This is a genomic window from Streptococcus sp. NCTC 11567 (assembly GCF_902141215.1).
GTDB lineage: Bacteria > Bacillota > Bacilli > Lactobacillales > Streptococcaceae > Streptococcus > Streptococcus dysgalactiae.
This window is the reverse complement of record NZ_LR595857.1, coordinates 1,048,250-1,068,501: the sequence shown is the minus strand read 5'-3', so window position 1 is coordinate 1,068,501 and position 20,252 is coordinate 1,048,250. Positions and strand designations below refer to the sequence as shown.

At 37.2% G+C, this 20,252-nt stretch carries 20 protein-coding genes and 1 pseudogene; 12 read left to right on the top strand and 9 right to left on the bottom strand.

All coding sequences use genetic code 11. The features are described 5' to 3' along the window. Nucleotides 1-61 precede the first annotated feature (61 nt). From FQT67_RS05460 to FQT67_RS10940, 5 genes are all read left to right on the top strand, one after another. Nucleotides 62-760 (top strand): GntR family transcriptional regulator, encoded by a 699-nt coding sequence (locus FQT67_RS05460; protein ID WP_003062350.1) that lies wholly within the window; start codon nucleotides 62-64, stop codon nucleotides 758-760. A 109-nt stretch (nucleotides 761-869) separates the two neighbouring features. Continuing rightward, nucleotides 870-1,202: a putative DNA-binding protein gene (locus FQT67_RS05455; RefSeq protein WP_003058340.1), complete on the top strand. Its 333-nt coding sequence runs from the start codon at nucleotides 870-872 to the stop codon at nucleotides 1,200-1,202. Nucleotides 1,203-1,216: 14 nt separating this feature from the next. Beyond that, complete coding sequence (ffh, locus tag FQT67_RS05450; RefSeq protein ID WP_003061124.1) at nucleotides 1,217-2,779, top strand: signal recognition particle protein; 1,563 nt, start codon at nucleotides 1,217-1,219, stop codon at nucleotides 2,777-2,779. Nucleotides 2,780-3,074: 295 nt separating this feature from the next. After that, complete coding sequence (locus FQT67_RS10945; protein WP_232619967.1) at nucleotides 3,075-3,911, top strand: hypothetical protein; 837 nt, start codon at nucleotides 3,075-3,077, stop codon at nucleotides 3,909-3,911. Between the two features lie 30 nt (nucleotides 3,912-3,941). Then, nucleotides 3,942-4,343, top strand: a complete 402-nt coding sequence (locus FQT67_RS10940; protein ID WP_232619968.1) for a hypothetical protein — start codon at nucleotides 3,942-3,944, stop codon at nucleotides 4,341-4,343. A 146-nt stretch (nucleotides 4,344-4,489) separates the two neighbouring features. On the opposite strand, the gene FQT67_RS05440 is transcribed toward FQT67_RS10940, so the two are convergent. Continuing rightward, complete coding sequence (locus tag FQT67_RS05440) at nucleotides 4,490-5,182, bottom strand: helix-turn-helix transcriptional regulator (protein ID WP_003058325.1); 693 nt, start codon at nucleotides 5,180-5,182, stop codon at nucleotides 4,490-4,492. Between the two features lie 174 nt (nucleotides 5,183-5,356). Between FQT67_RS05440 and FQT67_RS05435 the strand changes: the two genes are divergently transcribed. The 4 genes and pseudogenes from FQT67_RS05435 to FQT67_RS05420 all read left to right on the top strand — a co-directional run bounded on the left by FQT67_RS05435 (nucleotide 5,357) and on the right by FQT67_RS05420 (nucleotide 8,671). Beyond that, the gene (locus FQT67_RS05435) at nucleotides 5,357-6,382 is read left to right on the top strand and encodes a Gfo/Idh/MocA family oxidoreductase (RefSeq protein WP_046177272.1); all 1,026 of its coding nucleotides are present in this window, start codon (nucleotides 5,357-5,359) and stop codon (nucleotides 6,380-6,382) included. Between the two features lie 40 nt (nucleotides 6,383-6,422). Continuing rightward, nucleotides 6,423-7,070, top strand: a complete 648-nt coding sequence (locus tag FQT67_RS05430) for a response regulator transcription factor (RefSeq protein WP_046177271.1) — start codon at nucleotides 6,423-6,425, stop codon at nucleotides 7,068-7,070. Beyond that, entirely contained in the window at nucleotides 7,054-8,124 is a 1,071-nt protein-coding gene (locus tag FQT67_RS05425; protein ID WP_115256900.1) for a HAMP domain-containing sensor histidine kinase, read from the top strand. The genes FQT67_RS05430 and FQT67_RS05425 overlap by 17 nt, the downstream gene beginning before the upstream one ends. A 124-nt stretch (nucleotides 8,125-8,248) precedes the next feature. Continuing rightward, nucleotides 8,249-8,671, top strand: a pseudogene (locus FQT67_RS05420) (cupin domain-containing protein). 30 nt (nucleotides 8,672-8,701) lie between these two features. Here the strand turns inward: FQT67_RS05420 and FQT67_RS05415 are convergent. Further along, nucleotides 8,702-9,946 (bottom strand): peptidoglycan bridge formation glycyltransferase FemA/FemB family protein, encoded by a 1,245-nt coding sequence (locus FQT67_RS05415; protein ID WP_046177269.1) that lies wholly within the window; start codon nucleotides 9,944-9,946, stop codon nucleotides 8,702-8,704. 643 nt (nucleotides 9,947-10,589) lie between these two features. On the opposite strand from FQT67_RS05415, the gene xerS reads away from it, so the two are divergent. Both xerS and FQT67_RS05405 read left to right on the top strand, forming a co-directional pair. Then, nucleotides 10,590-11,660, top strand: coding sequence for a tyrosine recombinase XerS (gene xerS, locus FQT67_RS05410; RefSeq protein WP_046177268.1), 1,071 nt, complete (start codon nucleotides 10,590-10,592; stop codon nucleotides 11,658-11,660). A 77-nt stretch (nucleotides 11,661-11,737) separates the two neighbouring features. Continuing rightward, nucleotides 11,738-12,178 carry a NusG domain II-containing protein gene (locus FQT67_RS05405; RefSeq protein ID WP_046177267.1) on the top strand — a complete coding sequence of 147 codons (441 nt, stop codon included), beginning with the start codon at nucleotides 11,738-11,740 and terminating at the stop codon, nucleotides 12,176-12,178. Nucleotides 12,179-12,248: 70 nt separating this feature from the next. Here the strand turns inward: FQT67_RS05405 and FQT67_RS05400 are convergent, their stop codons facing one another. The 5 genes from FQT67_RS05400 to FQT67_RS05380 all read right to left on the bottom strand — a co-directional run bounded on the left by FQT67_RS05400 (nucleotide 12,249) and on the right by FQT67_RS05380 (nucleotide 17,878). Further along, the gene (locus FQT67_RS05400) at nucleotides 12,249-13,199 is read right to left on the bottom strand and encodes a 1,4-dihydroxy-2-naphthoate polyprenyltransferase (protein ID WP_046177266.1); all 951 of its coding nucleotides are present in this window, start codon (nucleotides 13,197-13,199) and stop codon (nucleotides 12,249-12,251) included. Then, a complete protein-coding gene (locus FQT67_RS05395) occupies nucleotides 13,189-14,241 on the bottom strand; it encodes an FAD:protein FMN transferase (protein ID WP_115256897.1) in 1,053 nt (350 codons plus the stop codon). The genes FQT67_RS05400 and FQT67_RS05395 overlap by 11 nt, the downstream gene beginning before the upstream one ends. A 70-nt stretch (nucleotides 14,242-14,311) precedes the next feature. After that, nucleotides 14,312-14,818 (bottom strand): FMN-binding protein, encoded by a 507-nt coding sequence (locus FQT67_RS05390; RefSeq protein WP_046177265.1) that lies wholly within the window; start codon nucleotides 14,816-14,818, stop codon nucleotides 14,312-14,314. 90 nt (nucleotides 14,819-14,908) lie between these two features. After that, nucleotides 14,909-15,907 (bottom strand): polyprenyl synthetase family protein, encoded by a 999-nt coding sequence (locus FQT67_RS05385; protein ID WP_046177264.1) that lies wholly within the window; start codon nucleotides 15,905-15,907, stop codon nucleotides 14,909-14,911. 78 nt (nucleotides 15,908-15,985) lie between these two features. Further along, a complete protein-coding gene (locus FQT67_RS05380; RefSeq protein WP_046177263.1) occupies nucleotides 15,986-17,878 on the bottom strand; it encodes an NAD(P)/FAD-dependent oxidoreductase in 1,893 nt (630 codons plus the stop codon). 159 nt (nucleotides 17,879-18,037) lie between these two features. Between FQT67_RS05380 and FQT67_RS05375 the strand changes: the two genes are divergently transcribed. Beyond that, complete coding sequence (locus FQT67_RS05375; RefSeq protein WP_046177262.1) at nucleotides 18,038-18,580, top strand: Gx transporter family protein; 543 nt, start codon at nucleotides 18,038-18,040, stop codon at nucleotides 18,578-18,580. A 58-nt stretch (nucleotides 18,581-18,638) separates the two neighbouring features. Here FQT67_RS05375 and FQT67_RS05370 read toward each other — a convergent pair whose 3' ends face one another. Both FQT67_RS05370 and FQT67_RS05365 read right to left on the bottom strand, forming a co-directional pair. Next, nucleotides 18,639-19,586: a sensor histidine kinase gene (locus tag FQT67_RS05370; protein WP_046177261.1), complete on the bottom strand. Its 948-nt coding sequence runs from the start codon at nucleotides 19,584-19,586 to the stop codon at nucleotides 18,639-18,641. Next, nucleotides 19,583-20,248: a response regulator transcription factor gene (locus FQT67_RS05365; RefSeq protein ID WP_003060151.1), complete on the bottom strand. Its 666-nt coding sequence runs from the start codon at nucleotides 20,246-20,248 to the stop codon at nucleotides 19,583-19,585. Before FQT67_RS05365 ends, FQT67_RS05370 begins: the two co-directional genes overlap by 4 nt. Between the last annotated feature and the right edge of the window lie 4 nt (nucleotides 20,249-20,252).

Here is a 20,252-nt window from a genome sequence, read left to right as displayed (position 1 = left end):
CCCTGCCATTTTAAGGTGAAATATGATAAAATAAGAGAAGAATTGACTTGAGGAGTAAGGCATGCTACCAGCTTATATTAAAATTCATGACGCTATCAAAAAAGACATCGATCACGGTGTTTGGCCAATTGGTAGTCGTCTGCCTAGTGAGAGAGACTTGGCAGAACATTTTTCTGTTAGCCGCATGACTTTACGACAGGCTATTACCTTGCTTGTGGAAGAGGGGATCCTTGAAAGAAGGATAGGGAGCGGCACCTATGTGGCCAGTCACCGTGTTCAAGAAAAAATGCGTGGAACCACAAGTTTTACAGAAATTGTGCGTTCCCAAGGACGCACGCCGTCCTCGAAATTATTGTCCTATCAGAGACAGTTAGCCAGTGATACAGAAGTGAAAGAATTGGCTCTGGAAAAAACAGACCATGTGATTCGAATGGAACGTATCCGTTATGCTGATAACATTCCTCTGGTCTATGAAGTTGCTTCAATTCCCGAGAAATTTATTAAACGTGTGAAACGGACGGATATTACAGAGCATTTTTTCCAAACATTAATAGCTAACGGTTATGAAATCGGTAAGAGCCAGCAGACGATTTATGCTAAAACAGCAAGCGATCGCGTCGCTGCTTATTTGGAAGTTGCCAAAGGTCATGCTATTTTAGCCTTGACTCAGATTTCTTATTTTACAGATGGTAAACCCTTCGAATATGTACGAAGCCAATATGTCGGTGATCGTTTTGAATTTTATTTAGAAAATAATTAAGATGGAAGTTTCTGAGAAGCTTCCATCTTTGATTGCCTTAAAGAGAATCAATGCCCTTACACTGATTTGTTACTGTTAAAAACCATCACAATATGATAAAATGAAGATTATGGAAATTGAAAAAACAAATCGAATGAATGCCCTTTTTGAATTCTATGCAGCTCTGTTAACAGATAAACAGATGAATTATATTGAGTTGTATTATGCAGATGATTACAGTTTAGCTGAAATTGCTGAGGAATTTGGTGTTAGTCGTCAGGCAGTCTATGATAATATTAAACGGACGGAAAAGATTTTAGAGACTTATGAAATGAAACTTCACATGTATTCGGATTATATTGTCCGAAGTGAAATCTTTGATGAGATGATGGATCATTATCCCGATGACGAGTATTTACAGGAAAGAATTTCCATTTTAACCAGTATTGACAATAGAGAGTAAGAGGAGTTTTGACTATGGCTTTTGAAAGCTTAACCCAACGTTTGCAAGATGTGTTTAAACACATTCGCGGTAAAAAGAAATTATCAGAATCAGATGTCCAAGAAGTGACAAAAGAGATTCGTCTAGCTCTTTTAGAAGCCGATGTCGCTTTACCAGTTGTTAAAACCTTTATTAAGCGCGTACGTGAGCGCGCTATTGGCCATGAGATTATTGATACTCTTGATCCAACACAACAAATTCTTAAGATTGTTAATGAAGAATTAACGAGTATTTTAGGCTCAGAAACTGCGGAGATTGATAAATCTCCAAAAATTCCAACTATTATCATGATGGTCGGTTTGCAAGGGGCTGGTAAAACAACTTTTGCAGGAAAACTCGCTAATAAATTAATTAAAGAAGAAAACGCGCGACCACTGATGATTGCTGCCGATATTTACCGTCCAGCGGCCATTGATCAGTTAAAAACACTCGGGCAACAAATCAATGTACCTGTTTTTGATATGGGGACAGACCACTTAGCAGTCGATATTGTCAGAAAAGGTTTGGAACAAGCTCGTGAAAACCGCAATGACTATGTCTTGATTGATACTGCGGGTCGCTTGCAAATTGATGAAAAACTGATGGAAGAGCTGCGCGATGTCAAGGCTTTAGCACAACCAAATGAAATTCTTTTGGTTGTAGATAGCATGATTGGTCAAGAAGCTGCCAATGTAGCCTACGAGTTTAATCATCAATTGAGCATCACAGGGGTTGTGTTAACAAAGATTGATGGTGACACCCGTGGAGGTGCGGCGCTATCTGTCCGTGAAATCACTGGGAAACCAATTAAATTTACAGGTACTGGTGAAAAAATCACAGATATTGAAACATTTCACCCAGACCGCATGTCCAGTCGGATTTTGGGAATGGGGGATTTGCTTACCCTCATTGAAAAAGCTAGCCAGGAATATGATGAGAAAAAATCCTTAGAGTTAGCTGAAAAAATGCGAGAGAACACCTTTGATTTCAATGATTTTATTGAACAGTTAGATCAAGTGCAAAATATGGGGCCTATGGAAGACCTCTTGAAAATGATTCCAGGAATGGCTGGTAATCCAGCTTTGGCCAATATCAAAGTTGACGAAAACCAAATTGCTCGCAAACGTGCTATTGTCTCTTCAATGACACCCGCTGAACGTGAAAATCCTGACTTACTAAACCCGAGTCGTCGCCGTCGTATTGCAGCTGGTTCCGGGAACAGTTTTGTAGAAGTTAATAAATTTATCAAAGACTTTAACCAAGCCAAAAGCATGATGCAAGGGGTTATGTCGGGCGATATGTCTAAAATGATGAAAGATATGGGTATTAACCCCAATAATCTTCCTAAAAACATGCCTGCTGGTATGCCAGATATGTCTTCATTAGAAGGGATGATGGGACAAGGTGGTATGCCTGATTTATCTGGCCTTGGTGGTGATATGGATATGAGTCAACTGTTTGGTGGTGGGTTCAAGGGGAAAATTGGACAATTTGCGATGAAACAGGCCATGAAACGTCAAGCTAATAAAATCAAAAAAGCTAAGAAAAAGCGTAAGTAACAGTTTTCCAATTCATCTCTATAAAATAAAGGTTCATTGACCAAAGGTTTAGTGTTGTATACTACAGGACTAGACCTTTTTATTTCAGTCTAATGACCTAGTAGACAGGTCATCATAAAGCTAATGATGAATCATCATTAAAAATATCTTTCATTTTAAGAAAAAGTTAAGTTTAAATGACTAAGATTTAGCTATCACAATAGCTATGGAGTTCTTAATTCCTTGTAGAAACTTCTGTTTAAGAAGAGATAAGTTGAAAAATTCACTTTTAGAGGAATAAAGCTAGGAGAAGGTTATGATTATCAACCATTTAAACGCTAGATTAGTTGTCATTTGGAGTCTTTTTCTTTTTTTACTTCCCTCCCTCTTTTTAATTAGTTTAATAGGAAGTTCTTTAGAACTGGGAGTTCGTTTAGGGGTTGTTTCTTATGCATGGATGTTATCAACCATTTATCTTAGTACTAAACCGCACTGGGTTGATCGATTGGTTGGGCTGTCACACCTATATGTTATACATGGTATCCTTAGTTTATCGGCTATTTTATTAGCCTTATTTCATAAAGAACTAGATCCTTCACAGGGATTGATCAAGTCCACTGGCGAAGCAGCACTCATTATATTTCTTGCAGTAGCAGCCTTTTCAATGTTATTTTTATCAGGTTGGTTAACCAGCCGAATCAAAATTTTGGATTTTATCAAGAAAAAGTTGGAATCTTACTTGAAACATGAGCAATCGATCTGGATTCATCGCTTGATGCTTTTAGCAACTGCGCTAATTTTCATACATGTTTTATTAATTCCTGAAGTGACGCAAAACAAGTTTTTTGTGAGTTTATTTAGTTTTGTCAGTTTGATTGTCATGAGTTTATATTTATGGGCAGCATTTGCTCCTCAGGCGAAAGGTTTACAAGGTCATCTCAAGGACTGTCAAAAAATAGGGGATCATATTGTTAAGTTAACGATTTCCGTACCCGAACAGTCTCAATTAAACATTCAGCCAGGTGATTTTGTCTTTATATCATTTCCCGAATATCCTAAGATGAAGGAACCTCATCCATTTTCTGTCTTTAATGTTCCTAATATGAAGCAGGATATAGAATTTGTGATACGGGAAGTTGGAGATTTTACTTAGCAATTAGCTAGCTTAGAATTAGGGAGCAGAGTGTCCATTTCTCAAGGTTTTGGACAATATCAAAGTATCATAAAAAGGCACCAACCTAGTGAATTATTCATAATAGCTGGTGGCATTGGAATTGTCCCACTGATGGCCATTATGGAAGTTAATAGTCATATCAAAACAACACTCTTTTATTCTGTTAAAAGACAAGAAGACTTTGTTCATATGGAAACTTTAAAAAAGATGTCCTTAAAAGGGAATCTTCATGTTTTTAGCCAAGTTGGGCGCCATAGTGAAGATATTATTTTAAGAGAATTTTTGACTAAAAGTGCCAATAGCGTTGTTTTACTAGGAGGACCTACTGGTATGGGAAGAACGTGGCGAAAACGATTAATACAGCAGGGAGTAGCTCATCAACGGATTTATTATGAAGAATTTTTGTGGTAATAACAAAAAAGAAGTTAACGGATAACTTGATATCCCTGAAAGTGGAGATAGGTCCAACTATTTCTAGGGAAAGTGTTATTCATTAGCTTCTTTTTTATGATTGTCATATAAACTTGAATGCCTTTAATGATTTAACTTCGATAGCATCACACTTCTAGTGGCATAAAATTAGCGATGATTTTTCCTATAATCCTTGGGTCTTCATCGTAAGGAGCAAATTTATCGGAATATTTTTTATTTAAGGAGACAAGGCGTAAGCCATCTTCCTCACGATAAACTTTTTTGATATAGGTCTGCCCATCCCATTCTACGGCATAGATGGCACCGTCGTAATCAAAACTGTCTTGCTTAATGAGAACGACCTCCCCATTTAGATAAGTGGGTTCCATAGAATCTCCGAAAACCCAAGAGGCAAAGTCATAGTCTAATTGTTCATCATGAAAAACCACATCGAAATTGCCATCACCAAAGTAAGAGTAGCCAGTACCAGCTGATAAGCTTTCATAAACACGGTAAGAATAAAGTTTTTTGGACTTATTAGGAAGCTTAGTGATAGGTATTTGTTGATTAAGAAGTTGTTCTGAGTAGCTAATAACTTTTTCTTTATTAACAGGAAGCAGTTGATTAAAAGGAATCAGCAAACGATGGTCTTTGTTGAAATAGTCCGCTGTTACTCCAAATAGACTTAAGAGCTGCTCAAAGTGCTTTTGATTAGGGGTGTTTTTCCCTTTTTCCCAGTTAGAAATAGTCATTTTATTAACATTTAATAGCTGACCTAACTCTTCTTGGCTTAGTTGTTTTGCCAAACGTGCTGTTTTTAATTGATCTCCAGAAAACATGAAAGTACTCCTTTTAGTAAAGTTATAACTTTACTAAAAGTATAACAAAATGACGCTGGAAAAGCAAGCACTTCACACGATATCATTATTAGAATTTTTGACAATTTTCTTAAGAAAGCGTATGATAACAATAGTTTATCTTTGTGAACATCTATTAATATTAAGGAGGCTACCATGCTAACAATTGCCTATATTGGTAACGGAAAGAGCACCAATCGCTACCACATTCCATTTGCTAAACAACTAAAAGACATTCATATTAAAACAATTTATGATCCTTTTCCTAGTCCTTGGGAGCCACTAGAAGGGGTTACTTATACCGATAACATTGATGAGGTCCTAAACGATCCAGATATCCAACTTGTTATTTTATCCATCCCTCCCTCTGCTCATTATGCAGTGGCTAAGCAGTGTTTGGAAGCAGGTAAAAATACTTTGGTTGAAAAACCATTTACCGAGACAGTAGCAGAAGCCAAAGAATTATTTGATTTGGCTAAGCAAAAAGGCGTGTTTTTACAGGCCTATCAAAATCGTCGATTTGATACTGATTTTCTAACGGTTCAAAAGGTAATCAACTCAGGTGTTTTAGGAGATATCTTAGAAGTCGAAATGCACTTCGACTATTTTCGTCCAGAAATTCCAGAAAGTGTTGATCAGTATTCTTTGAACACGTCCTATTTGTATGGGCATGCGTGTCATACCGTTGATCAAGTTATTTCTTACTTTGGAAAACCTGATAAGGTTCATTATGATGTGCGTCAACTGTTAGGTGAGGGACGCATGAACGATTATTTTGATTTGGATTTTTATTATCCGAATAGCCTCAAAGTCTCTATTAAATCGAGTTATTTTCGAATTAAAGAAAGACCAAGCTTTGTCGTTTATGGTAAAAAGGGGATGTTTGTGAAAGCTGTTAAGGATCGTCAAGAAGAAGATTTGAAACGCTTTTACATGCCGACCAACACTGATTTCGGTATGGATAGACCAGAGGATTATGGCACCCTAACCTATATTGACGATCAAGGGGGTTACCATGACGAAAAAGTCATTTCAGAAAAAGGTTCCTATGCTCAAATGTACCAAGCTATTTATGATAGTATTTGCTTGGGGAAACCTAAACTTGTAAAAGATGACGAAACGATTGCTCAGATAGAGATTCTCGAAGAAGGTATTCGTCAAATGAAAGAACAAAACCACTGATCTCAATAACTTTTACCACAATAAGCTATTAGCTATCTGAATAGGTTACACTAAACTAGGTCAAGAAGGTTATCATGTTCATGTAGCTTCTAATGGCCAAGAAGCCTTAAATTATTTAGAGAACACGCACATCGATCTCATGGTGGCTGATATTATGATGCCTGTTATGGATGGTTATAGCCTCGTAAAACTGTTCCGAGAAAGTGGTCAACAGTTACCAATCTTAATGATGACAGCAAAATCTCAATTTGAATCCTTAGAAGAAACTTTTCAGTTAGGTGTTGATGATTATCTTGTTAAGCCCATTATCTTATCTGAATTGGTGTTGCGCATTAAAGCCCTGCTTAGACGGGTTAAGCTGGAACATGAACAAGAATTGCAACTGGCTAATTGTAAACTGCAATACCAATCTTTGGCCTTAACAAATCTCAAAACAAGTCGTATTGAGCAACTGCCTCCCAAGGAATTTTATGTCTTGTATAAGCTTTTGAGCACTCCTCAGAAAATATTTACCCGTTTGGATTTGCTTGATGATATTTGGGGGATGGAAGAGGATTACGATGAGCGCGTGGTTGACGCCTGCATCAAACGCATCCGCCAAAAATGCAAAGATTATCAAGATTTTGATATTATCACCATACGTGGTTTAGGGTATAAAGGACAAATTAATCATGGACAAACCTCCTAAAGAACTAGCCTTCTCACTTAGATATTATTTTGTTTGGGTTTTTTGTAGCATTCTTATTTTTTCTTGTTTGATAGGAATTTTATTAGCAGCCTTACTGAATTATTATATCCTGAGCAGCCATGATATCCATCTGATAGCAGCTATTGCCTGTTTCATCAGTATTGTTATAGGTTCCTTGTGCATGTGGTATGGCTCCATCTACCTGACTCGGCCAATTAGTCAATTGAACGATGCGGTTACAAGAGTATCTAAAGGGGATTTATCCGTTCAAATCGATCGCCGGAAATACCCACATCAAAAAGCAGCTTTTCATAATGAAATTGATGAGTTAGCGCATAACTTCAACACAATGACAAAAGATCTTCAGCAAATAGAAATCATGCGTCAAGAGTTTATTTCAAATATTTCGCACGAATTGAAAACCCCGGTTGCTTCCCTATCAGGTATCAGTGAGTTATTATTGGATAAGACCGTCCCTGAAAAAGAGCAACAAGAGTTACTGGAACTCATGCAGTCTGAAACCAAGCGTTTATCACGCTTGTGTGATGATTTATTAAATCTATCCCGTCTCGAAAAAGGGGACTATCAAGTCCAAAGTGTTCGCATTGATGAACAACTACGACATGCTCTTATTTTGTTAGCTGAAAAATGGCAGGACAAGGAACTGCAGATTGACTTTCAATCAGATGCGGTTACCCTTGAAACAATCCCAGACTTGTGCATGCAAATCTGGACTAATCTGATTGACAATGCTATCAAATATAGTAAACCGTCACTTCCTGTAGACTTGAGTATTTTTTGCGAGGAACATGATAACATGGTGGAGGTCATCATCAGAGATAAGGGAATAGGCATGTCAGACGCGGTTAAGCATCGTATGTTTGAAGAATTTTACCAAGCAGAGAGTTCCCATTCTCAGCAAGGCTATGGCTTAGGGTTAACAATCGTGAAGAAAATTAGTCAGCGCTTAGGTGCCAAGTTAGCTGTTGATTCGATATTAGGTGAAGGAACAGAGGTAGTAGTTTGTTTTCCTAAAAGCATGAGTGAAAGCTAGTAGATGCTCATTGTTCATTAGTCAGTAGCAATGCTTTTCTTTGACTTGAAAACGCTTTCATGATAGCGTTGGAGTACAGATTTATTTCGGATGAGTCTAGTGCCTAATAAAGGAGGACAATATTATGACATTCGATTATAAAGACCATGGTAAAGAACGTTTTGTTGTTGATATTGAAGATTATACCAAACAAAATGAGAATTACCGTACAACCATTTGGACTGGGGAGAAACTCTAAGTCACCTTAATGAGTATTGAGCCCGGCGATGATATCGGGTTGGAAATTCATCACGGCATAGACCAATTTTTACGGATTGAATCTGGAAAAGGGTTATGTCAGATGGGAGATGCAGAAGACCATCTTGATTTTGAGCAAGTGGTTGAAGGAGACGATGCTATTTTAGTTCCTGCAGATACTTGGCACAATGTTCAAAACATTGGCGATACTCCATTAAAAATCTACTCAATTTATGCTGGTCCAGACCACGTTTTTGGTACCATTCATCACACGCATGAAGATGCTAAAAATGATCCTAACGAAGATTAAATGATTCAAAAAGCAACCCCACTGTTTTTATCAGCGGTGTTGCTTTTTGAATGTGGTGCTCATGAAAAGAAGGCATTTACCTACTAATGTTAATGGTTTAGTGAAAGACCTTAAATATTGAACAAGCTGTCCGCCAAATTGCTTCTTGTAGTTAAAATTACCAATTCCTTCTTGAGATTGATCAACTTCGATGGTACTTCCAAAGTTAAAATAAGAAATCTCAGATTCTTTAGCATATCGAATCATGTCACAATTAATTAAAGTTGCTCCCCCAAAGATAAAGTATTCTTGAATATTACCTCCAAAGTAACTAAGCAATTCATCGCCGTAGTCGATAAAAAGGTAGGACGAAAGAGGTAAATGGTCAGTTTTTACCTGAAGTTTTTGGAATTCCTGCCAACGTTTTTGGTAACTGGTTAACTGTTGCGTCGCATTTTTGATAGCTGTGTTACGTTTTTTAGAATCTGCTTTACTCTCTAAATCTTTAATTTCTCCCTGATACCGATTGATGTGATCCTTTAGATAGGTTTGATAGGATGCGCAGTCAAGATAAGCATACATAAACTTTGCCTGATCTCCCAACTTATCTTTTAGAGTTTCAAAAAAAGAAAGGTCTTGGATACTAAATGATTTCCGATGAGAAGTTTGCTGTAAAATATCATAAAATAAGGGAATTTCTGTAGCTGTCAACTCTTTTACTTTGACGTGAGAATTTCTATATTTCTTGATGTTCCGTCTGAGGGAATTGGAGAAACTTGCCTCAATCTCTTGATAATTACGATACGGTCGGAGGTCTTTCAGAAAGACTTGCATCATCCCATTGAATAAGTAATCAGAATCGAAATAACGGTTGTAACTTAAACGCCTAAATACATCAGCAATCTCTTGACTCTCATTCTGACTAATAATGGCCAAGTTTTCATCCTTACGCTGATCGATAAGATAGGGGTGGCACATTAGACTGATAGCCTGCTGTTGACGGACATGGTGTTCCAACGATTGGATTGCCTGAACAACTAGTGAGGGATTTGAATAATCTAAGACAGGACCTTGAATGACCAAAGCTTCTTGGAAATATTTCCATTTTTTCCGGTAATCGACAACTGCCAAGCCAATCACTTGTTCATCTTCAAGGAACAATAAGCGTTCAACTTTATTATAATGATTGCGTTCTTCTTGTAGTTCAGCTATCTGATGAGATTGTAGTATATTAGAGGTTAAAAAAGCTTCTTGGGCAGCTAAAAATTCCGATGCAGTAGCACTAATGATTTTCATAGTAGGATCCTAACATTTCTCCAGAAATTCAGATTCAATACCACAAAAACATTTCTTTTTGATGTCTTATTGTTACATATATATTAAAATTAAGAAACAATTATGTCAAGGTGTTTTTCACATTCGTAAAAAATATTTTTTAACAAGTAAACATTAGTCTATAGAATATAAACTAGAGAATTAAAACAAGGATTTCCTGAGCTAGAAAATTAGTCAAAAACCTCAAAGAGTTACTAAAAGTGATTTCACAGGATTAAATTAGGCTAACATGAATTGAATAGCTATAAACAAAGGAAATGAAACCTGAAAAGCTAATAAGGTGAGCCTTAACAGAAAGACACGACACGACGAAAAAATAGATTAAAATGAAAATGATCAAAAACAACATGGACGATTTCAGAGGATTTAAGAAACAGTTTTAGAAGGTGGTTGTTAATGTCATGCGTATGTAAACTAAAACTAGTTGTATCTGCCGAGATGCAGGGAAATTAGTAAAACAAGGACAGGAGAGAGACAGTTATTTTCCTTATAACATCTTTCCGAAAAACTTTAATTTTCTTGAAAAATAGATAAGGTTGTGATATACTTCTGTTAGAACGATTTCTCTAATCATAAGGTAAGGTATTTAAAAAGGAAACATAATATGAGACGTGATTTATTACTCGAAAAAATAGAAACTTATAAAGCTATCATGCCTTGGTATGTGTTAGAATACTATCAGTCAAAATTGGCTGTCCCATACAGTTTTACAACGCTATATGAGTATTTAAAAGAATACAAACGTTTTTTTGACTGGTTAATGGATGCTGACTTAACGGATGCGACTGTCATTGCTGATATCGATTTAGCGACTCTTGAACACTTGACTAAGAAAGATTTAGAGGCCTTTGTTCTGTACCTAAGAGAACGCCCTTCTCTTAATACTTATTCCACCAGAGAGGGTCTTTCTCAAACAACGATTAATCGCACTTTGTCTGCTTTATCAAGCCTTTATAAATATTTGACTGAAGAGGTTGAAAATGATCAGGGAGAGCCTTATTTCTATCGGAATGTCATGAAGAAGGTGTCCACGAAGAAGAAAAAAGAAACCCTAGCTTCTAGAGCTGAAAACATTAAACAAAAGCTTTTTTTAGGGGATGAAACCATGGGTTTTCTAGAGTATGTAGATAAGGACTATGAACTCAAATTATCCAATCGTGCCAAATCTTCTTTCCGTAAAAATAAAGAGAGAGATCTAGCTATTATTGCCCTACTACTGGCCTCAGGCGTTCGTCTATCAGAAGCCGTTAATCTTGATTTAAAAGATGTTAACCTTAATATGATGGTTATTGAGGTTATCCGCAAAGGGGGAAAACGAGATTCAGTGAATGTTGCAGGTTTTGCTAAACCTTATTTAGAAGCTTATCTGGCTATTCGCAAGAATCGTTATAAGGCTGAAAAACAAGACCTTGCCTTCTTTTTAACGGAATATCGAGGAGTCCCTAATCGCATGGATGCCTCCAGTATTGAAAAAATGGTTGGTAAATACTCTCAAGATTTTAAAATTCGTGTGACTCCCCATAAGTTACGACACACATTAGCCACACGTCTTTATGATGCGACCAAGTCCCAGGTTTTGGTCAGTCATCAATTGGGGCATGCATCGACTCAAGTTACCGATTTGTATACCCATATTGTTAACGATGAACAAAAAAACGCCTTAGACAAATTATAAAAAAATACATAAAAATAATTATGTAAAATAAATACTGAATTATTTACATTTTGCAAAAATTTCATTAAAATAATACTGTGAAGAAAAAACTAATACCAATTCTATCTTATTTCAAACCTTACGACTATCTATTGGTTACCCTAGCTATTGTGATTTCCTTTATTCCATTAGTCGTAACAACCTACTATCGCTCAACTACTGCTTCGCCCCAGAATTTAGTAGCTGTAGTCAAAATTAATGGTCAGGTAGCTGATGAATTTCCTTTGAAAAAAGGAGGAAAGCATCAAGAAAAGACCTACTACCCACAAAAAGGGCATTATAATATCATTGAAATTGATGGTGAACGTATCCGCGTTAAAGAAGACAATAGCCCTGATCAGATTGCCGTAAAAACTGGCTGGATTAGTCAGCCAGGCCAGGTGTCTGTTTGCCTTCCTCATAAACTGATTATTGAAATTCAAGGGTCAAGTGATGATTCACCTCAAAACGAAGAAGATGAGCTTATTCTCCCACTTTAATTACTAGCATATTAAAACAACCTCAGCACTTTGGTGATGTTAGATCATCCCAATAAACTGAGGTTGTTTTTTAGATGAAACAAAGAATGATGAGTAACAGTAAATAGATGCTGCTGACTAAGACAAAATTCTTAATGGATTCAATAAATGTTTTTTGTTTCACTTGTTTTTTTAAAAAGGTTAAGAGTGTTTTGAAACTAATGGGGTAAGCTAAAAAGACTAGTAATGCGATTAAAGGCAACCACTTCCAAATGATAAATAGGGTGAACATTAGCCAGGCCAAGCTATGCAAGGCAGTATACAGATAAAGGCTATGCTGTTCACCTAAATAGTGAACCAAGGTGTACCGTCTGTTTTTTAGGTCTTGCTGATAGTCACAAATGTTATTAGCGAGCATAATATTAGCAATAAGAGCCACTAAAGGAAGAGACATGAGTCCAATTTTTAAGGCTTGCATCCACTTTAGCGTTATGGAAATGCTCTCACTATTCCAATGGCTGTAAAAAAGCTGGTGAGGGTCTTGAACATAAATTGCAAGGAAAAAAATACCAAATCCCATGGTAACTCCCGAGAATAATTCTCCTAAAGGAAGTCTAGACAGTGGATAGGGACCAAAGGTATAAAAAATACCGATTAAAAAGCAAAGAGCCCCGACAGGTAACAACAAAAGATCTGTTCTGACCACTAATAGCAGGGAAATAAGCGATGCAAAGATTAGCAAGCCATAAATGATAAAGGTCATGCTTTTGAAATTGAGTTGGTGCTTTCCGATAACATTTTCGTCACGCTGATAGGTAACATCATAAGCTTTGTGATAGTCCATAGTGTTGTTAATAGCTGTTGTACACATATCAAAGGCAATCACAGCTAAAGCAAACAATAAACTATTGGTCACATTTAGCTGATAATATTGCCATTGACTCCAAGCAAATCCAATACACATGGGAAAGACACTAGCTACCTTTGTTTTTAATTCAACAAATTCCAAGAAAACGGGCAAGGTCAGTGGTTTAGTTTCCATTGATGATATGATACTCCTTATTGGTTAAGCTAAATTTGTTTTTCAGTCCCTTACTGAGATGGACACCATTTTGTTTATCAATAAAAACAGCTTCTACGTGATCCATCTTATTAATAAACTTAAGGCCGTCTTCGATTCCTAATAAAAAGAGAGTGGTCGAGAGTTCATCTCCCTGCAAGGAGGTTTTAGTATAAACGGTGACGCCGGAAATATTATTCTCAACAGGGTAACCTGTTTTGGGGTCCATAATATGATGGTACTTTTTACCGTCAACTTCGAAAAAGCGTTCGTAAATACCTGAGGTAACAATGGACTGGTCTTTGAGATGAACAGTACCAACAGTATCTCCTCGCACTTGATCTGGATTTTGAACGCCAACGTTCCATCCTTCTTTAGGATTTTTAGGAGAGGTGCCAAGGACTAACACATTTCCTCCCAGATTAATAATGGCAGTATTGACCTTGTGTTTTTTAAAAATGGCTTTAACGCCGTCAGCGATATAACCTTTTGAAATAGCTCCTAACTCTAAGGTCATGCCCTTTTCAATAAAAACTGATTTATCCTTGTCATTAAGATGAATGTTCTGATAATTAATATAAGGAAGTGCCGCTTCTATTTCTTCTTCGCTTGGTAATCTAGCAACATCGTCTCCAATGCGCCATAAATTCGTAATAGCGCCAATAGAAATATCGAATTTTCCATGACTGGCTTCGGCCATTTGCTTCGCCGCTTTAATGATACTGTAGGTTTTAGGGTCAACTGTCACTGGTTTTTGACCAGCTTGGTGATTAATGCGATAAACATCCGATCCTTCCAGATTGGTAGATAAGAGTTTTTCCATGTCTTTGATGTATTGAATCGCTTCAGTCATTGTTTTTTCTTGATGATCATGGTAAATGCTGAGCTGAACAACAGTGTGCAACAAGGGTTCTGTCCGAACAAGTGGAGAATCACTAACAGCTAATTGGCTGGCATTTTCTTTTTGGCAAGCTCCTAAGCATAAGCAGATAAGAATTGCAATAAGGCATTTGAGAGATTTCATAACTCCTCCTTTTATCATAAAAAAACCAAAGAGTTAAGGGTTCCCTCAACTCCTCGGTTCTGATAGTAACTTATTTGCCTAAGTCAATAGTATCTGTTTTACCTTCTTTAGCTGCTTCAAGAAGTGCCTCAGTTGATTTTTTGAAGTTTTCTGAAGTATGTGTAGCTCCTGAAACAACTTCAACATCATCAAGGTTTTGTTTTTCAACAAGTTGGCTGTTTAACTTTTCAGTGGCTTCTTTTGAAGAAACGCCTGATTTTGCCTTCATGTTTTTGTTGTATTCTTCATCATCAGCTTTGAGTTTACCGTCTTTATTTTCGTATCCAAAGTTTGATGCTGTGATTTTACCGTCTGCAACGGTAATAGTGTGAACGACTTTCCAGCCACGTTCGTCAAATACTGACTCAGCTTTATAAGTGCCATCTTTAAGCATAGCTTTATCATCAGTAGATTTTGCAACTTTTTCAGTTTTAGCTTCTGATGAGGTTGCTGATTTATCGTCTGACTTGCTACCACATGCAGCAAGCATGACAAGTGATGCAATTAACAGGGAACCTGTTAATAATTTCTTTTTCATTAAAAAGACCTCCAATTTAATTTCCTTTAATTAGTTTACCATAAAAGTGAAGAAAAGTCGACCGTTTTTGTAAGCCCTTACTAATTTTTGTTAATACCGTCTGGCTAAAACGTGTTTTGTAAAGGTTAAAAAACCTTCTTGATGATTGAGTGGCAATAGGCCACTGGTCTGACTAATCTTCATAAGATATTTCTCAATTAACGCTTCAGTTGCTTCAAAAGCCTGTGTATTTAGCAAATGATTATAAAGTAGTGTTAGTTCTTCTTCTTTCCATTCCACAGCTTGGTGCTTGTCAACCAATTGTTGGATGGTTTGTGACTGCGCCATTCCTAGAATCAGCGGTGCAGTATAGATACCATTTTGAACATCCTGTAATCTAGGTTTACCGGATTGATCAGCTCTCAGACGATAATCAATTAAATCATCTGACAGTTGAAAGGCCATTCCCAGAAAGATACCTAACTGGTAGGCTGCCTTAGAGGTTTTCTGAGGAATCTTAGGATACCAAGTTCCCAGCTGACAGGCCAAGCCGAATAGAAAGGCTGTTTTACCTTTTATTTGTTTTAAATAGGCTTTCATAGTCATTTGACTATTGTGCTGGTTCATAAGTTGTGCTAATTCTCCAGCTAAAATACGTTCCACGACGTGATAAGGAAGAGGCCCGTTGTCTTCCCAGTTATCTTTGATATTTAGAAGTTGTGCTCCCCTAGTAGCCAATCGTCCCGCGTAGGACAAGAGGTAATCGCCAGCATAGATAGCTATTTTATTAGAATAGACCTGATGTAGAGACTTGATATTTCTTCTTAACTCTGCCTCATCAATAACATCATCGTGGATAAGGGTAGCTAAATGAAAGGTTTCGATAGCTGCTGCGAGATACAGTTTTCCTTGAGAGATTTCCCCTTGGATTTCTTTTTCAAGATAGAGACAAAGACCAGCTCGAAGGTACTTTCCTGAAGCATTGATGTAGTCTAAAATAGTCGTTTTAATATCAGGAGGCAGCGATGACATTTCAGAAATCATGATGTGCTTAACGCTGACTAATGCCTCTTCGATGTCACCATGATGTTTCCAAATGGGATGAATCACAACTAATTTCTCCTTTACTTGTTGTCTGCCTTAGTCCAAGATAGGGCTAGTGAGAGTTTATTCTCGCTATAGGCCGACTTAATGATTTTTCCTTAGATAAAGGTGTTTGGGCTTACCATATATCCATCTATCTAGACGATTTCCTAACCAAGGCATGATCCAATAGTCAAGTCCAAAGCTTCTTCCTGCTCCTGCCATTAAAGCAATGGCAACAGGAATGAACCAAATGTTTACCCAGTAGAACATGCCGGATAAGCTGAACATAACCACTAAAGCTGCTGTAGCAGCGCTGACTAACCAGACAAAGGCTCCTACGATTAAGGCAAGACCAATTGCAATCTCTAAGCAGGTCATCATTTTTTGCATAAATAGGGCCACTTCTTGGTTTGGCATCATGATTTTCATCAGTGATTCAAACCAGTGAGGCATTGATTTAAGCACTTGCATGGGTTCTTCACCATAGGTATAGCTCAATCCAAAAATTTGCTTAGCCATTTCACCTGCGCCCTTGGCAGAAGCTTCACCACCTGCTTCTGAAGCACCAGAAGTTACCTCAGCGGCTTTTTGTAGCCATGGGAATGGGAAGACAACTTTATCACCGAACCAAGACTCGGTTCCAAACAAACCAAAGGCTTTTTTAAGACCTTCGTACAGCCATAATGATCCATAGAAAACTCGTAAAGGAACTAACCATAAACGGTTCCCTTTACTGGATAAATTACTTCCAAAAATATTACGGCCATCCTTAATATCGAAGAATTCATGTTTAAGGTAAGCTCCGATATTAAAGAAACTACTAATCGTAAAGAAGTAAAGTAAGTTTGTAAAGTGTTTGACAGCCATAGCCAAGAAGCCAGACATATGGAATTTATCCATCAAATAGGCAACTCCATATTTGGAGCCGATGGAAACTATAAAGCCGTCATACTTACCTTTGTAACTAACTTTTTCAGTTTTCTTTATACTTGCAGCAATGTTTTGGGCAGCTGTTTTACCGGTCTGCTCAGCAGCTTGAACAATTTGTGGGGTTGGTTTGCCATCTTGATTTTGATCTTCATAATAAACCAAGTCACCAGCAACATAGACATTTGGATGTTCCAAAGTTTCCATGTACTGGTTCGCAACGAGGCGTCCTCCGCGAGCTTTTTCAATGTCAAACTCACTTGTGTCAGTATTTGCTTTGACTCCTGCTGTCCAAATAGAAGTATAGGTATCAATTTTGCGACCGGAGCTAAGGTAAAGAGCATCTTCTTCGACGCTAGCAACACCATCAGCCAGGACAAGTTCAACTCCTTTTTTGATAAGGTATTTTTGGGCTTTAGTTTGTTCTTTTTCGGTCACCATATTCAAAATAGATGGCATAGCTTCTACTACTTTTAAGGAGAAGTCTTTAACATCCAGCTTGAATTGTTTGGCAAGAATTGGTACCCAATCAATGAGTTCTCCAATCATCTCAATACCAGTGAAACCAGCACCAATAACAGTAAAGGTTAAGAGAGCTCTGCGTTTAGCCACATCGTGCTCTTTCATAGCGCGGTAACAAGCATCTAGAATATGATAGTGTAGAGCTTCTGCTGCTTCAATTGACCATAAGCTAAAACCATGTTCTTTGACGCCTGGTGTACCAAAATCATTGGCTTCTCCTCCCATGGCTAAGATCAAGTAATCAAAGTCAAGGCTTTGATGTTCTGCTTGGACTTGTTTACGCTCGTAATCAATAGCTACGACCTTATCAGTCACTAATTGAACTTTTGGGTATTTTTTAAAAATACGTTGCAAGTCATATTTAATAGCTTCAGGTTCAACACGTCCAGCTGCTACTTCATGCAGCTCGGTCATGTAAGTTTGAAATGAGTTTTTATCAATCAGGGTGATGGTGACATCATCTTGTTTTTTAAATGTTTTTGCCAAGTATCTAGCGGAAGCAATTCCCGCATAACCAGCACCGACAATGACGATATTGTGTGTCATAGGTGTCCTCCGTTAACGTTTTCATGGGCAATTATATCATACTATCTAGTGACATTCAAGATGATATTAATAGAACAGTCACAGAATAATCGTTTATATTGACTTTTTGGCCGGCTCTTGTGTTAAAATGGGGTGTATTAAGAGATAGAAAGAACGGCTATGAACAAACAATCTCAAAAATTATTATTTATTACGATGCTAGCAGCGCAGGCGGTGGTCATTTCCTTCTATGAACACTTTATTCCTACGCCATTTGCTTTTGCACCAGGGACTAAGTTGGGCTTAGCCAATCTCATTACCGTATTAGCTTTATTTACCTTAAAACCCATAGATAGTGCCAAGGTTATTTTGTTAAAACTGTCTATTTCAACTCTTTTAAGTGGAACTTTTTCAACCTTTCTTTATGGTTTTTCAGGGACACTTTTGAGTTTTCTAGTGATGTTAAGCTTAAAAGCATTAGGTCCTAAACGGGTGAGTGTGATTGGAATTTCGACTCTCGGCGGCATCATGCATAATGTAGGTCAATTACTGGTTTTTGCTTTTATTGCAAGATCTTGGTTAGTGCTTAATTATCTCCCTATACTCTCTTTCAGCGGTATTTTATCAGGTTTCTTTGTTGGACTAGCAGGCAACTATTTGCTGCTAAAGGTAACCCCTCTGAAACAGTTTCATCAAGAGTTACTGGGCGATTGGATTATTTAGCATTTACATAAATAAAATTACGTAAAAACCAGAGGCACTCTAATGACCTCCAGTTTTTTTATCTTGTTAGAGGAGAGATGATGACTTGAGTTCCTTCCCCAATTAGGCTACTAACCTTTATGTCTAAGTTGAGCTGATCTAATATCTCTTTGGTCATATAAAGCCCTAATCCCGTTGCCTTTTGATGTTCATGTCCATTAAATCCAGTAAACCCTTCGTCAAAAAGACGTGGCAGGTCTTCGTTTAGTATTCCGATACCGTTATCTGATATAATAATACTTTTATCGTTTAATGTTATGGTTATGTTTCCACCTTTGGTTGAATACTTTATAGCATTGTCAATCAATTGCATCAAGGCAAACCTCAACCATTTTTTATCTGTCTTCAGTTGACAGGTTCCTTGAATGGTCACACTAAGCTCTTTAGCAATACATAAGTAACGAGATTCTTTCACAATAGAAGAAATGATTTCTCTTACAGATACTATCTGAAAACGAAAATCGTCGTGATGTTGTTTAAATTTTAAATAACTTAAGAGGTTATTGAGGTATTTTTCTAAGCGGAAAACTTGCTGTTGGTATTCTTTTACATCCGTACTTTTGGTTTGAACCATTAAAGACAGAGCAGATAAAGGGAGTTTCATTTGATGAGACCACATTTTGATGAGGGACTCGATGTTTTTTTGCTGCTTGATTTGTTGTAATAGTTGAGCAGCTTCTGCTTCTTTCAGCTTAAGAATCAAGGAACGGTAAGCCTTATCGCTAGGTAAAGACAGAGTATCCAATTCATTTACATAAATAAATTCCTGTAAAATCTTGATCTTTTCTCTGAATTGATAATATTTCCACAGACTATTTAGACCTAATATGGTAAGGGCGATTAAGTTAGCTGTGAGAAAATACTTCATTTGAAGATGATAGAGGTAAAAAACCAACCAGTAAAGGCCTAGAAGTATGATGTATTGACTGTAAAAGAAACGATATTCTTTTAAAAAAGCTCTTATCATTTAACGAGATACCCCACTCCTCTTATAGTATGAATACGGTCAAAACCAATAGTTGCAATTTTTTTGCGTAGACGTGTCATATTGACATTCAGGGTATTGTGATCAATAAAATTATCATTTTCCCAAAGTCTTTCCAAGATTTCTTCCTTAGAAACAATTTCTTGATGTCTAGTCATTAAAATGGTTAGGATTTTATGTTCGGTTGGTGATAAGGTAACGGCTTCGTTCCCATTTGAAAAGGTACCGTCAAAATGGAGTTTAAACTGATCGAGACTAATGTCGTCACTAGTAAATTGTTGTGCACGCCGTAAAAAGGCTGCTATTTTAGCATCTAAAATGGTTAGCGAAAAAGGTTTCGAGACAAAGTCATCTCCCCCCATATTAAGAGCCATAACGGTATCCATCTCATCATTACTACTGGAAATAAAAATGATAGGAATCGTTAAGTGTTTTCGGATTTCAGTGGTCCAGTAAAAACCATTGAAAAAAGGTAGGGTAATATCCATTAAGATAAGGTCTGGCTGGTAGGCAAGTACCTCCTGTTTAATATCCCTAAAGTTAGTGACCGTCTTAACATCATAAGATTGGCTAAGGTGATTGTGAAGAAGGGTTAAAATGGTCTCATCATCTTCAATAATATAGATTTTATCATGTTTTGTCATACTG

What these genes read in the sequence shown, in the direction of transcription:
- FQT67_RS05460 (WP_003062350.1), top strand. Translation starts at nt 62, where the DNA reads ATGCTACCAGCTTATATTAAAATTCATGACGCTATCAAAAAAGACATC.
- FQT67_RS05455 (WP_003058340.1), top strand. Translation starts at nt 870, where the DNA reads ATGGAAATTGAAAAAACAAATCGAATGAATGCCCTTTTTGAATTCTAT.
- ffh (WP_003061124.1), top strand. Translation starts at nt 1,217, where the DNA reads ATGGCTTTTGAAAGCTTAACCCAACGTTTGCAAGATGTGTTTAAACAC.
- FQT67_RS10945 (WP_232619967.1), top strand. Translation starts at nt 3,075, where the DNA reads ATGATTATCAACCATTTAAACGCTAGATTAGTTGTCATTTGGAGTCTT.
- FQT67_RS05440 (WP_003058325.1), bottom strand. Translation starts at nt 5,182, where the DNA reads ATGTTTTCTGGAGATCAATTAAAAACAGCACGTTTGGCAAAACAACTA.
- FQT67_RS05435 (WP_046177272.1), top strand. Translation starts at nt 5,357, where the DNA reads ATGCTAACAATTGCCTATATTGGTAACGGAAAGAGCACCAATCGCTAC.
- FQT67_RS05425 (WP_115256900.1), top strand. Translation starts at nt 7,054, where the DNA reads ATGGACAAACCTCCTAAAGAACTAGCCTTCTCACTTAGATATTATTTT.
- FQT67_RS05415 (WP_046177269.1), bottom strand. Translation starts at nt 9,946, where the DNA reads ATGAAAATCATTAGTGCTACTGCATCGGAATTTTTAGCTGCCCAAGAA.
- xerS (WP_046177268.1), top strand. Translation starts at nt 10,590, where the DNA reads ATGAGACGTGATTTATTACTCGAAAAAATAGAAACTTATAAAGCTATC.
- FQT67_RS05400 (WP_046177266.1), bottom strand. Translation starts at nt 13,199, where the DNA reads ATGGAAACTAAACCACTGACCTTGCCCGTTTTCTTGGAATTTGTTGAA.
- FQT67_RS05395 (WP_115256897.1), bottom strand. Translation starts at nt 14,241, where the DNA reads ATGAAATCTCTCAAATGCCTTATTGCAATTCTTATCTGCTTATGCTTA.
- FQT67_RS05390 (WP_046177265.1), bottom strand. Translation starts at nt 14,818, where the DNA reads ATGAAAAAGAAATTATTAACAGGTTCCCTGTTAATTGCATCACTTGTC.
- FQT67_RS05380 (WP_046177263.1), bottom strand. Translation starts at nt 17,878, where the DNA reads ATGACACACAATATCGTCATTGTCGGTGCTGGTTATGCGGGAATTGCT.
- FQT67_RS05375 (WP_046177262.1), top strand. Translation starts at nt 18,038, where the DNA reads ATGAACAAACAATCTCAAAAATTATTATTTATTACGATGCTAGCAGCG.
- FQT67_RS05370 (WP_046177261.1), bottom strand. Translation starts at nt 19,586, where the DNA reads ATGATAAGAGCTTTTTTAAAAGAATATCGTTTCTTTTACAGTCAATAC.
- FQT67_RS05365 (WP_003060151.1), bottom strand. Translation starts at nt 20,248, where the DNA reads ATGACAAAACATGATAAAATCTATATTATTGAAGATGATGAGACCATT.